The 11,786-nt window shown below is 74.6% G+C and carries 14 protein-coding genes; 8 read left to right on the forward strand and 6 right to left on the reverse strand.

Annotated features, from left to right (window positions below):
• Positions 1-210: 210 nt before the first annotated feature.
• Positions 211-459 carry a DUF2630 family protein gene (locus EAD96_RS02045; protein WP_013287422.1) on the forward strand — a complete coding sequence of 83 codons (249 nt, stop codon included), beginning with the start codon at positions 211-213 and terminating at the stop codon, positions 457-459.
• 46 nt (positions 460-505) lie between these two features.
• Here the strand turns inward: EAD96_RS02045 and EAD96_RS02050 are convergent, their stop codons facing one another.
• The 3 genes from EAD96_RS02050 to EAD96_RS02060 all read right to left on the reverse strand — a co-directional run bounded on the left by EAD96_RS02050 (position 506) and on the right by EAD96_RS02060 (position 3,204).
• A complete protein-coding gene (locus EAD96_RS02050) occupies positions 506-1,435 on the reverse strand; it encodes a serine protein kinase RIO (protein ID WP_120568948.1) in 930 nt (309 codons plus the stop codon).
• A gap of 219 nt (positions 1,436-1,654) precedes the next feature.
• Complete coding sequence (locus EAD96_RS02055) at positions 1,655-2,299, reverse strand: HAD family hydrolase (protein WP_120568947.1); 645 nt, start codon at positions 2,297-2,299, stop codon at positions 1,655-1,657.
• Between the two features lie 59 nt (positions 2,300-2,358).
• The gene (locus tag EAD96_RS02060) at positions 2,359-3,204 is read right to left on the reverse strand and encodes a carbon-nitrogen hydrolase family protein (protein ID WP_121683066.1); all 846 of its coding nucleotides are present in this window, start codon (positions 3,202-3,204) and stop codon (positions 2,359-2,361) included.
• Positions 3,205-3,309: 105 nt separating this feature from the next.
• Between EAD96_RS02060 and EAD96_RS02065 the strand changes: the two genes are divergently transcribed.
• The 6 genes from EAD96_RS02065 to mug all read left to right on the forward strand — a co-directional run bounded on the left by EAD96_RS02065 (position 3,310) and on the right by mug (position 7,586).
• Positions 3,310-3,882, forward strand: coding sequence for a TetR/AcrR family transcriptional regulator (locus EAD96_RS02065; protein ID WP_013287426.1), 573 nt, complete (start codon positions 3,310-3,312; stop codon positions 3,880-3,882).
• A gap of 104 nt (positions 3,883-3,986) precedes the next feature.
• Complete coding sequence (locus tag EAD96_RS02070) at positions 3,987-4,904, forward strand: TIGR04222 domain-containing membrane protein (RefSeq protein WP_120568945.1); 918 nt, start codon at positions 3,987-3,989, stop codon at positions 4,902-4,904.
• Positions 4,901-5,719, forward strand: coding sequence for a DUF692 domain-containing protein (locus tag EAD96_RS02075; RefSeq protein ID WP_121683072.1), 819 nt, complete (start codon positions 4,901-4,903; stop codon positions 5,717-5,719). The genes EAD96_RS02070 and EAD96_RS02075 overlap by 4 nt, the downstream gene beginning before the upstream one ends.
• Positions 5,716-6,162, forward strand: coding sequence for a hypothetical protein (locus EAD96_RS02080; protein ID WP_121683067.1), 447 nt, complete (start codon positions 5,716-5,718; stop codon positions 6,160-6,162). The genes EAD96_RS02075 and EAD96_RS02080 overlap by 4 nt, the downstream gene beginning before the upstream one ends.
• A gap of 31 nt (positions 6,163-6,193) precedes the next feature.
• Complete coding sequence (locus tag EAD96_RS02085) at positions 6,194-6,955, forward strand: SDR family oxidoreductase (protein ID WP_121683068.1); 762 nt, start codon at positions 6,194-6,196, stop codon at positions 6,953-6,955.
• Positions 6,956-6,965: 10 nt separating this feature from the next.
• Positions 6,966-7,586, forward strand: coding sequence for a G/U mismatch-specific DNA glycosylase (gene mug, locus EAD96_RS02090; protein ID WP_121683069.1), 621 nt, complete (start codon positions 6,966-6,968; stop codon positions 7,584-7,586).
• A 115-nt stretch (positions 7,587-7,701) separates the two neighbouring features.
• On the opposite strand, the gene EAD96_RS02095 is transcribed toward mug, so the two are convergent.
• The 3 genes from EAD96_RS02095 to EAD96_RS02105 all read right to left on the reverse strand — a co-directional run bounded on the left by EAD96_RS02095 (position 7,702) and on the right by EAD96_RS02105 (position 10,855).
• Entirely contained in the window at positions 7,702-9,684 is a 1,983-nt protein-coding gene (locus EAD96_RS02095) for an ABC transporter ATP-binding protein (protein ID WP_121683070.1), read from the reverse strand.
• A gap of 132 nt (positions 9,685-9,816) precedes the next feature.
• Positions 9,817-10,584: an enoyl-CoA hydratase/isomerase family protein gene (locus EAD96_RS02100; RefSeq protein ID WP_121683071.1), complete on the reverse strand. Its 768-nt coding sequence runs from the start codon at positions 10,582-10,584 to the stop codon at positions 9,817-9,819.
• 43 nt (positions 10,585-10,627) lie between these two features.
• A complete protein-coding gene (locus EAD96_RS02105) occupies positions 10,628-10,855 on the reverse strand; it encodes a helix-turn-helix domain-containing protein (RefSeq protein ID WP_007072022.1) in 228 nt (75 codons plus the stop codon).
• A 331-nt stretch (positions 10,856-11,186) separates the two neighbouring features.
• Between EAD96_RS02105 and EAD96_RS02110 the strand changes: the two genes are divergently transcribed.
• Positions 11,187-11,786, forward strand: a 600-nt coding sequence (locus EAD96_RS02110; RefSeq protein WP_233585361.1) for a cadmium resistance transporter, incomplete at its 3' end; no start/stop codon positions are given.

The following is an 11,786-nucleotide window of genomic DNA, read 5'->3' on the forward strand; positions in this document are numbered from 1 at the left end:
TGCCCGCGAGCATGCCATCCTGAGCCGCAGATCAAAAGGCAGGTCGGAGGATATTTCACGTAACAACAATCTCTTTGTCGAGAATGGAGCCCGTGGGATATGCGTCACTGGCGTACACAGTGGCCGTTGCGGAGCGCGAGCAACGCTCACCTCTGCGCGGACGGCGGCAGAACGCGGGCGCGGACCCGTCCGCTGTGCCAAGCTTCGGGCATGGACGACAAGACCATCCTCAGCCGGATCTCGGAACTCGTCGACGAGGAGCACCGGCTGCGCGCCGACGCGCAGCAGCACGAGGCCGGCACCGACGACGAGGCGCGGGAGCGGCTGCGTGCGCTGGAGGAGTCCCTGGACCAGTGCTGGGACCTGCTGCGCCGCCGCCGGGCCGCCCGCCAGGCGCACGGCGACCCGGACGCCCAGGGCGAGCGCCCGGTGCCGGAGGTCGAGCGCTACCTGCAGTGACCCGGACCGGCGTCCCGGGCGGCAGACCGCCCGGGACGCCGGCCGGTCAGCGGATGCCCGCCTCCCGCAGCAGCGCCTCGGTCAGCGCCGCCGGATCGGTCACCGTCGCCGGCATCCCGCGGGCGGTGAACCAGGCGGCCACCACCCGCACGTCGCGGGCCAGGAAGTCGGCCCCCTGCGGGTTGGCCACCACGTCGACCACCTGCGGCAGGTCGATCATCACCAGCCGGCCCGCGTGCACCAGCAGGTTGTACGGGGACAGGTCGCCGTGTGCGTACCCGGCCCGGGCCAGCACCGTGAGCGCCTCCACGAGCTGCTCCCACAGGTCGCGCAGCTCGTCGTCGTCGGGCCGGACCTGGGCCAGCCGCGGCGCGGCCTCCCCCGCCTCGGCGTCGCCGACGAACTCCAGCATCAACTCGGTGCCGAGCAGCTGCACCGGATAGGGCACCGCGATCCGCCCGGAGGCGGCCCCGATCTCCCAGAGCTGGGACAACGCGGCGAACTCGGCCGCGGCCCACTGCCCGGCGATCATCTGCCGGCCGAACGCGGTACGGCCGGTCATCGCCCGCATCTCCCGCGACCGCCGCACCCGGCGGCCCTCCAGGTAACCGGCGTCGCGGTGGAAGAGCCGGTGCTGGGCGTCGCGGTAGCGCTTGACCGCCAGCAGGCAACTGCGGTCGGTGTCCGGCACGGCCCGGCGGACCAGGTGGACGTCCGCCTCCTTGCCGGTCTTGAGCACCCCGAGCTCGGTGTCCCGGGCGGCCAGTTCGGTGACCAGCCAGTCCGGGTGCGGCTCGGGGCCGTGGACGGCCTGGTCCCAGGAGGACCAGGCGTCCTCCGCCTCGGGCTCGGCGTCCGGGTCGGTGAGGGTCGGCGGGGTGTGCCGCCCCCGCTTCAGGAAGTCGGGTTCGTCGTCGTCGAAGCGGCTCTTGCCGCGGCCACGGCGCTGCGGCGCCGGGAAGTCGTGATCGCGCACGGGTGGATCTGTCCTTCGATCGAGGCTGGTGGAGGCAGGTGGAACGACCCTGCGAAGACGGCCATGACCGACCTCCTCTCCTCGACCGGGCACACCCCGGCTGCGCACTCGCGCGGCACCATGCTCGTACCCCGCCCGGGGCAGGTCAACGGATTTTCCGCGCCGCCGCCCGGGCCCCGGTGTCGCCGCGCCCCGTCGCCGCGCCGTCGTCGCGCGCGGTCAGCCGGCCAGGACGGCCGCGACGGCCGCGATCAGCCCGTCCTCGATCCGGGTGGGCGCGAACCTCGGGTCGGACCAGCGGCGTCCCCGGTGCAGCCAGACGCTGGGCAGGCCCACCGCCGTCGCGCCGCCGATGTCCGCCTCCGGGCTGTCGCCGACCACCCACGCGCCACGCAGCGGCATCCGGGCCCGCTGGGCGGCGAGTGCGAAGATCCTCGGGTTGGGCTTGCTGACGCCCGCCTCCTCCGAGATCACCCAGTCGGCGACGTACCGGTCCAGGCCGGTCTTGCGGATCTTGGCGTCCTGTTGACGGGACGCGCCGTTGGTGACCACCACCGGCACCCAGCCGGCGTCGGCCGCGATCCGCAGCGCGCAGGCCACCAGCGGGTCGAGCCGCATGTGGGCCACCACCCCGTCGTGCAGCTCGTCGACCAGGTCGATCGAGGGGATGCGCAGCGCGTACCGGTCGCGGATCGCATCCGCCACGTCCCACCTGTTGGTCAGCCCGTCCGCGTCCACGGACACCAACCAGTCGAGGTCGGCCGGCGGCGCGCCGATGCCGTCCAGGAAGCGTTCTCCCCAGGCGCGGAACGGCCCGTCGCGGTCCAGCAGGGTGTTGTCCAGATCGAGCAGGAGCAACGGCACCTGGGCACCCTACGGGAACGGCCGGAGCACCGACAGGGCCGAGGGCCCGGCCACGGCGATCAGGCGACGAGGACGGCGCGATCCGCCCCGGCGTCGAGCGGACGGTCCAGCAGCATCGTGTGCGCCGCGCGAGTGGCGGCCAGCGCGTCCGGGTCCAGCGTGGCCACCAGCACGTCCTCGCCGGTGTCGGCGCCCCGGGCCAGCGGCCGGCCCTCCGGGTCGTACACCGCCGCGCCGCCGTTGAAGCGCCAGGGATCGGTGCCGCCGACCGAGTTGGCGAACACCACGTACATTGTGTTGTCCAGCGCCCGCGCGGCGTAGTAGAGGTCGCGGCGGTGCGCCGAGCCGGCCAGGTAGCCGCTCGGGCAGAGGTAGCCGTGCGCGCCGTCGCCGGCGGCGGCCCGCGCGTGCTCCGGGAAGCAGCCGTCGTAGCAGACACCCAGGCCCAGCCGCCACGTGTCGACCACGAGCGTGGCGCCCCGGCGGCCGGCGTCGAACAGCTCCCGCTCGCCGCTCCAGAGCTGCTGCTTGTCGTACGCGGCGGTGACCGTGCCGGCCGGGTCCACGACGAGCGAGGAGATGGTGCGCCGCCGGTCGGGGTGGCGGACGGCGGCACCGATCACCACCGCGGCGCCCGCGTCGGCGGCGGCGGAGCGCAGCGGGTCCAGCCGGGCGTCGGCGACCCGGCCGTCGGCGTCGGCGGCCACGTCCGTGGCGTCCGGGTCGGCCCCGAGCGTCGGCGGGTGGTACGCCGGCAGGAACAACTCGGGCAGCACCACGACGCGGGCGCCCTCGGCCCGGGCGACGAGGCGGGCGGCGGCACCGGCGTTGCCGGCGACGTCGCCGGGGACGGGCTGGGCCTGGACGGCGGCGACGGTGAGCGGGTGCGCGGGAGGGGCGGTCACGCGCCGATCCTAACCACCCGGCGACGGACAGATGATCATCCGGAATCGCATCTCAAGCCGTACGTACGGTTTGCATCGGCCGGTTCCACCTGCGACGATCCACCCGTGCCCAGAGTAAGTCAGGACCAGCTCGACGCGCGCCGCCAGGAGATCCTCGCGGCGGCGCGGGCGTGTTTCGCCCGGCACGGCTACGAGGGGGCCACCGTACGGCGGCTGGAGGAGGCCACCGGCCTGTCCCGTGGCGCGATCTTCCACCACTTCCGGGACAAGGACTCCCTGTTCCTCGCCGTGGCCGAGGACGACGCCGCCGCCATGGTGGAGACGGTCGCCCGCAACGGCCTCGTGCAGGTGATGCGCGACCTGCTGGCCCGGGCCGTCTCGCCGGACACCACCGGCTGGCTCGGCAGCCAGCTTGAGGTCTCCCGCCGGCTGCGCACCGACCCCGCCTTCGCCAAGCGCTGGGCGGAGCGTTCCGAGGCCATCGCCGGGGCCACCCGCGAACGCCTGCTGCGCCAGCGCGAAGCCGGGGTACTCCGCGACGACGTGCCGATCGACGTGCTGGCCCAGTTCCTGGAGCTGGCCTACGACGGGCTGGTGCTGCACCTGGCCATGGGCCGGCCGGCCGGTGACCTGGCCCGCGTGCTCGACCTGGTCGAGGAGGCCGTCCGCCGGCACTGAACCGGCACCGGTCTCGGTCCGGTAACTACGCCGCTCCAGGAGATCGACTCTGGCGCGCCTGCTCCACAATGAGCCGCGACCCCTCCTCGCGACAGGAGCAGACGATGACCCCCTCCGACACCTGGGGCATCCCCGGCCCCGTATTCCTGCGCTGGTACCTCCTGCTCGCCGTCGTCCTGGTCGTCGGCGCGATCGTGTACCGGCGGCGCATGCTGGCGGGCACGCCGGTGACCGCGTACGGCGACCTCGGTCCGCAGCAGGTCGCGTACCTCAACGGCGGCGACCAGCTCGCCGTCTGGGCGGCGCTCGGCGGGTTGCGCCACGCGGGCGCGGTCGGGGTACGGCCGGACCGGCGGCTCACCACCGGCGGCCCGCTGCCGGCCGGGGCCACCCCGCTGGACCAGGCGGTGCACCACGCGGCCAGCCGCGGTCTGCGTACCCGAGACCTGGCCGCCGACGAGTGGGTCCGGCGGGCGCTCGACGAGCTGCGCGACGGCCTGGTACGCCGGGGCCTGGCCCTGGACCAGGAACGACGCCGGACGCTGCGGCGCGGCGCGCTGCTGGTCGGAGCCCTGCTGGTCATCGGCATCGTGCGCGCGGTCTCCGGGCTGCTCAACGACCGGCCCACCGGCTGGCTGCTGCTCAGCCTGTTCCCGCTCGGCCTCGCGTTCGTGCTGCTCAACCGCGTGCCCTGGCGTACCCGGGCGGCCACCGCCGCGCTGAACGACATGCGCCGCCGGCACACCTGGCTGCGGCCGGCGGCCGGGCCCGCGTACACGACGTACGGCCCGGCGGAGGTGGCGCTGGGCGTGGCGCTGTTCGGCACCGCCACGCTCTGGACCATGGATCCCGGCTTCGCGGAGCAGGCCGAGATCCAGCGGCAGGCGATGGGCAACGCGGGCGGCGCCAGCTCCGGCACCTCCTGCGGCGGCGGGGCGACCGCAGGCGGCGGCAGTTCGTGCGGGGGCGGCAGCTCGTGCGGCGGAGGCGGTGGCTGCGGCGGAGGCGGGTGCGGCGGATGAGCGGCCCGTCCGGCGTCGGCATCGGCTGGCGCCCCGAGATCGCCGGGTTCGTCACCGGGCTGCCGGGGCTGCGCTTCGTCGAGGTGGTCGCGGAGGCGCTCGCCCCGGCCGGGCCGCTCCCGGACGGGCTCGCCGAGCTGCGCGAACGCGGCGTCGACGTCGTACCCCACGGGGTGCGGCTGTCGCTCGGCGGCGCGGAGCCGGTCGACCCGGCCCGGGTCGCGCACCTGGCCGGGGTGGCCGCGGCCCTGGACGCGCCGCTGGTGAGCGAGCACATCGCGTTCGTGCGGGCCGGCGGCCTGGAGGCCGGTCACCTGCTGCCGCTGCCGCGCAGCCGGGAGGCGGTCGCCGCGGTGGTGGCGAACGTGCGGCGGACGCAGGCGGAGCTGCCGGTGCCGCTGGCCCTGGAACCGATCGCGGCGCTGTTCGACTGGCCCGACGACGAGCTGGACGAGGCGGACTTCCTCACCGAGATCCTCGACGCCACCGACGCGCTGCTGCTGCTCGACGTGGCGAACGTGCACGCCAACGCCCGCAACCGCGGCGGTGACCCGGCCGCGCTGCTGGACCGGCTGCCGCTGGAGCGCATCGCCTACGTGCACGTGGCGGGCGGCGCCGAACACGGCGGCTTCTACCACGACACGCACACCGACCCGGTGCCCGCCGCCGTCCTCGACCTGGTCCGCGAGCTGTGCGCCCGGCGCCGCCCGCCTGCGCTGCTGCTGGAGCGCGACGGGCACTACCCGCCCGCCGCCGAGCTGCGCGCCGAACTGGACGCGCTGGCCGCCGCGTCCGGCCACCCGGTGGTCACGTGAGCGGCGACCTGGCGGCCCGGCAGGCCGAGCTGGTCGCCGCGCTCGTCGCCGGTGGACCGCTGCCGCCCGGCTTCGCCCCGGCCCCGGTCGAGGCAGCCCGCCGGGCGCTGCTGCGCAAACGCGCCGGCGACGTGGCCCGGCACTGGCCGCTGCTCGCCGCCGGCCTCGGCGCGGACTGGCCGGCGACGTTCACCGCGTGGGCCGACAGCCGTCCCACGAACGGTTCGCTGCGCGACGGCTGGGACCTGGCCCGCGACCTGCGCGACCGGGACGCGCTGCCGCCGCTGGGCGCGGAGGAGCTGACCGCGCGCGAGGCCGCGAGCCGCTACGACGGCCGCCGCCCGCCCCGGCCACGCCGGCTGCCGGCCCTCGCCCGGACCGGCGGCGCCGTCGCGGTTCAGGTCGCCGGCCGGGTACGCCTGCTGCGGCCCGCCCCGCGCTGACAGGCACCCGCCGGTACGGCAGGATCGGTGCATGGATCTCGGACTCGCCGACCGGGTGTACGTGCTCACCGGCGCCTCCGGCGGCCTCGGCTTCGCCACCGCCGAACAACTCGTCGCCGACGGCGCCCGGGTGGTCATCTCCGCGCGTACCCCGGAACGGGTGGCCGCCGCCGTCGAGGCGCTCGGTGACCCGCGGCGGGCGATCGGGCTGACCGCCGACCTCACCGACCCCGCCACGCCGCAACGGCTCGTCGCCGCCGCCCGCGAACACTTCGGACGCCTCGACGGCGCGCTGATCTCGGTCGGCGGCCCGCCGCCCGGCACCGCCGCCACCGTCACCGACGAGCAGTGGCGCGAGTCGTTCGAGACGGTCTTCCTGGGCAGCGTCCGGCTCGCCCGCACGATGGCCGGGGCGCTCACCGAGGGCGGCGCGATCGGGCTGGTGCTGTCCACCTCGGTACGCGGACCGCTGCCCGGCCTCGGCATCTCCAACGGCCTGCGGCCGGGCCTCGCCGGCGTCGCCAAGGACATGGCCGACGAGTTCGGCCCGCGCGGCGTACGCGTCGTCAGCCTGCTGCCGGGACGGATCATGACCGACCGCAACCGGGAGCTGCTTGCCGGTTCCGGCGATCCGGAGCGGGCCCGCGCGCAGGCCGAGGCGGCGATCCCGCTCGGGCGCATCGGCGACCCGGCGGAGTTCGGCAGGGTGGCCGCGTTCCTGCTCTCCCCCGCCGCCGGGTACGTCACCGGGATCACCGTCCCGGTCGACGGCGGCGCGCTGCGCGGATTGTGACGGTGGGCCGGTGAGCGATCGACGACGGCCGGGCGGTGGACGGCCCGAGGCCGCGCCCGGACCCGGCACGCCCGCCCGCCGCCACCCCCGGCCCAGCCGCGAGCAGCTCGCCGCGGCGGCCGACCGGCTGCTGCCCGACGTGATCGCGCCCGGCCTGGACGTGCTGTTCGTCGGCATCAACCCGGGCCTGTGGTCGGCGGCCACGGGCTGGCACTTCGCCCGCCCGGGCAACCGGTTCTGGCCCGCGCTGCACCGGGGCGGCTTCACGCCACGGCTGCTGCACCCCAGCGAACAGGACACGCTTCCGGCGCTGGGCCTCGGCATCACCAACATGGTGGCCCGGGCCAGCGCCCGCGCCGACGAACTCACCGCCGCCGAACTGGTCGACGGCGCGGCCACGCTCACCGCGAAGGTCGAGCGTTTCCGGCCGCGCTGGGTGGCGGTGGTCGGGGTGACCGCGTACCGGATCGGGTTCGCCCGGCCGAAGGCCGGTTTCGGGCCGCAGCCGGAGACGCTCGCGGCGGCCCGGCTCTGGGTGCTGCCCAACCCGAGCGGCCTGAACGCCCACTTCACCCCGGAGACGCTCGGCGCCGCGTTCGCCGAGCTGCGCGCCGAGGTCGTCGCGGGCTAGAGCTCCGGTCGTCGCCGCGTTCGTGCCGTCAGTCGTCACCGCGCCCCACCGTGACAAAAACTGTCGCGCGCCGGCTGTCGACGGCCCGGCGCCGGGATGTGGTCTCGCCGGGCCGCTAGTTGGCGGCCGCCGGGGGCATGGCCTCGTGGGCGACGTAGGTGCCCATCGGCACCGTGGTCACCACCGGCTCGGGCTGCTCCGCCTCGGCGTGGGGCGTCGGCGAGTCGGTGACCGCGAACTGGGTGCGGTACAGCTCGGCGTACAGGCCACCGACCGCCACCAGCTCGTCGTGCCGGCCGCGCTCCACGATCCGGCCCTCGTCGAGCACGAGGATCTGGTCGGCGTCGCGCACCGTGGAGAGCCGGTGCGCGATGACCAGCGCGGTACGCCCGGTCAGCGCCACCGACAGCGCCCGCTGCACCGCCGCCTCGCTCTCCGAGTCCAGGTGGGCGGTGGCCTCGTCGAGGATCACGATCGACGGGGCCTTGAGCAGCAGCCGGGCGATGGCGATGCGCTGCTTCTCGCCGCCGGAGAAGCGGTAACCCCGCTCGCCGACCGTCGTGTCGAGCCCGTCCGGCAGCGCCCGGACCAGGTCGGCGACCTGCGCGCCGGCCAGCGCCGCCCAGATCTCGTCGTCGGTGGCGTCCGGCTTGGCGTAGCGCAGGTTCTCCCGGATCGTCTCGTGGAACAGGTGCGAGTCCTGGGTGACCACGCCGATCTCGTCGCGGAGCGAGGCGAGCGTCGCGTCCCGTACGTCGACGCCGCCGACCAGCACCTGGCCGTCGCTGACGTCGTAGATCCGGGAGATGAGCATGGACAGCGTCGACTTTCCCGCGCCGGAGGGGCCGACCAGGGCCACCATCTGCCCCGGCTCGACGGCGAACGAGACGCCCCTGAGCACCGGCTCGTTGACCGTGCGGTCGAGGGTCGAGACCTCCTCCAGGGAGGCGAGCGACACCTCGGCGGCGCTCGGGTAGCGGAAGCGCACGTCGCGGAACTCGACCCGGCCGTTGCCGCGCGGCACCGGCACCGCGCCGGGCTTCTCGGCGATGGGCGGGCGCAGGTCGAGCACCTCGAAGACCCGGTCGAAGGAGACGAGCGCGCTCATCACGTCGACCCGGACGTTGGACAGCGCGGTCAGCGGGCCGTAGAGACGGGTCAGCAGCAGCGCCAGCTTGACCACGGTGCCGGCGCTGACCGCCCCGGTGACCGCGAGCCAGCCGCCGACGCCGTACGTCAGCGCCTGGGCCAGCGACGCGACGAGCAGCATCGCGACGAAGAACGTCCGCGAGTACATCGCGGACTGGATGCCGATGTCGCGCACCCGCTCGGCCCGGCGGGCGAACCGGTCGGCCTCCACCTCCGGCGCGCCGAACAGCTTGACCAGGAGCGCGCCCGCCACGCCGAACCGCTCGGTCATCGTCGCGTTCATCTTGGCGTCGAGGTTGTACGACTCGCGGGTGATCTCGGCCAGCCGCCGGCCGACCCGGCGGGCCGGGATGATGAAGATCGGCAGCAGCACCAGCGCCAGCACGGTGATCTGCCACGACAGCACGAGCATCGCCCCGGCGGTGAGCACGAGCTGGATGACGTTGCTGACCACGCCGGAAAGCGTCGAGGTGAACGCCCGCTGGGCGCCGAGCACGTCGTTGTTGAGCCGGCTGACCAGGGCGCCGGTCTGGGTGCGGGTGAAGAACTGCAACGGCATCCGCTGGACGTGGTCGTACACCCGGGTGCGCAGGTCGAGGATGATGCCCTCGCCGATGCGGGCCGAATACCACCGCTGTACCAGGGAGAACAACGCGTCGGCCACGGCCAGCGCGGCGATGATCAGGGCGAGCCGGACCACTGTCGAGCGGGCGTCCGCGCCGCCCACGGCGATCGCGTCGATGACGTCGCCGGCGAGCAGCGGCGTGGCCACGCCGATCACCGCGGCGACGATCACGGTGATCAGGAAGACGACGATGTCGCGCCGGTAGGGCCGGGCGAACGCGACGATCCGCCGGGCGGTGCCGCGCTTGAGCTCGTGGGCGGAGACCTCGTCGCGGTTACGCAGCGACCGGAGCATGCTCCAGCCGCCCATGCCGCCGCCGGCCATCGGGTGGGACACTCGTCACCTCCGGGTCGTCGGGGCAGCATGAACCGTCGGAGTCCATTCTCCCGACGCCTGTGACAACCTCGCGAGTAACCCAGATCTTCCCGGACGGTCCTTACGAAATCGCCGTCCCGGCTATTCGCCCCGCCCGGCCAGGTCCCGGATCCGCCGGGTCTGCGCCTCCCGCTCGGCGCGCTGCTGCTCGGCGTGCGAGCGCCCGGTCGCGCCCGCGAGAAGCGCCTTGATCTCGACGATCGCGTCCCGGTTGTTGGCGAGCAGCCCGGCGGACAGATCACGCACGGCGCCGTCCAGCTCGTCGTTCGGCACCACGAGCGTGGCCAGGCCGATCCGGTCCGCCTCGGCGGCGTCCATCCGCCGGCCGGTGGCGCAGATCTCCAGCGCCCGGGAGTAGCCGACCAGCTCGACCAGGCGGCGCGTGCCGGCCAGGTCGGGAACGAGGCCGAGGGTCACCTCGGCCATCGAGAGCTTCGCGTCGGTGGCGAGCACCCGCATGTCGCAGGCCAGCGCGAGCTGGAAGCCGGCGCCGATGGCGTGGCCCTGCACGGCGGCGATCGACACCACGTCGGGCCGGTGCAGCCAGGTGAAACCGCCCTGGTACGCGGCGATCCGGTCGGCGCACTCCGCCTCCGGCATCGCGGCCAGCTCGGCGAAGGAGCCCGGCCCGGTCGCACCGGCGACCGCCAGGTCCAGGCCCGCGGAGAAGGCTCGCCCCTCTCCGCGTACGACGACGACGCGCACGTCGCCGGGCAGGTCGCGAGAGAAGTCGCTCATCGCGCGCCACATCGCCGGGGTCTGCGCGTTGAGCACGTCGGGCCGGCACAACGTCACCGTCGCGACCGGCCCGTCGCAGTCGAAGCGCACTCCGGTCGTCTCGGCGGTCACCGGACGCCCCGGAACGCGCTGATGGACGACGCTGGGGGGCGGGTCACGCCTTCTTCCGGCGCCGGGCGCCGCCGCGCTGCCGCAGCTGCACCCCGGACTCGGTGAGCACACGGTGGATGAACCCGTAGGAACGGCCCGTCGAGGCCGCCAGAGCACGGATGCTCTCACCCCCGGTGTACCGCTTTACCAGGTCTTTGGCGAGCGTCTGACGCTCGGCCCCGACGATCCGGCGACCCTTCTCAGTGCTGGTGGCTGTGCCGGTGGCTGCCATGCTGATTCCTCACGTCCCAGACTGTGCGGTTCGGATACGGTCCCACCTATTAGACCGCCTCGGACGATCATGCGCCAGATATCAACTATTCGCCAACCGACACGCTACGCAATGTCAGCTTCCCGATAGAGTGATCCTTCCGGCCCGCTGATCCGTACCGCCCCCGCCGGACAGGCCTGTCGGCGCCACCGCGGCGAGGTGCCGGCGTCCTCCCGCATGATCGACACCACCTCCCCGAGGTGGCTGGCACGCCGCGCTCCGGATACCGCCACCACGGCGACCTGGTGTGGATCATGCGACGGCCGGTGCGGCGGGCCGTATCGTGCCCGGAGTGATTGACACGATCACGGCCGCGGCGGGCGCCGCCGGCGTCTTCGCCGCCACCAACCTCGACGACGTCGTCGTGCTCACCGTGCTCTTCGTGGCCGCCCGGCGGACCGGGCGTCCCCGGCCGTGGCAGATCGTCGCCGGGCAGTACGCGGGCATCGGCGCGCTCGTCGCGGTCGCCGTGGTGGCCGCCGCCGGGCTGCTCGTGGTGCCGGACCCGTGGCCCGGCCTGCTCGGGCTGCTGCCGATCGCGCTCGGCGTCCGCGCGCTGCTGACCCGGCGCGACGACGACGAGCCACCGGCGGTGGTCGGCAGCCTGCTCGGCGTCGCCGGGGTGACTGTGGCGAACGGCGCGGACAACATCGCCGTCTACGTGCCGGTGTTCCGCGCCCTCGACCCGGTGACCGGCCTGATCTGGCTGCTGGTGTTCGCCGTGCTGGTGGCCGTGTGGTGCGCGGTCGCCGCCGCGCTCGGCGGGCACCCGCGGGTGGTGGCGCTGGTCGGCCGCGCCGGCCACTGGCTGGTCCCGGCGATCTTCATCGCCATCGGCGCGACCATTTTGCTCACCTCCGGCGTCCTCCCCCACCTGGCCGCCCTCCCCACC

The sequence above is a fragment of the Micromonospora sp. BL1 genome, assembly GCF_003667485.1.
GTDB classification, from domain to species: domain Bacteria; phylum Actinomycetota; class Actinomycetes; order Mycobacteriales; family Micromonosporaceae; genus Micromonospora; species Micromonospora tulbaghiae.

Excerpts from the sequence above, each read along its gene's own strand:
- EAD96_RS02045 (WP_013287422.1), top strand. The coding sequence starts at position 211 with ATGGACGACAAGACCATCCTCAGCCGGATCTCGGAACTCGTCGACGAG.
- EAD96_RS02070 (WP_120568945.1), top strand. The coding sequence starts at position 3,987 with ATGACCCCCTCCGACACCTGGGGCATCCCCGGCCCCGTATTCCTGCGC.
- EAD96_RS02075 (WP_121683072.1), top strand. The coding sequence starts at position 4,901 with ATGAGCGGCCCGTCCGGCGTCGGCATCGGCTGGCGCCCCGAGATCGCC.
- EAD96_RS02085 (WP_121683068.1), top strand. The coding sequence starts at position 6,194 with ATGGATCTCGGACTCGCCGACCGGGTGTACGTGCTCACCGGCGCCTCC.
- EAD96_RS02095 (WP_121683070.1), bottom strand. The coding sequence starts at position 9,684 with ATGGCCGGCGGCGGCATGGGCGGCTGGAGCATGCTCCGGTCGCTGCGT.
- EAD96_RS02105 (WP_007072022.1), bottom strand. The coding sequence starts at position 10,855 with ATGGCAGCCACCGGCACAGCCACCAGCACTGAGAAGGGTCGCCGGATC.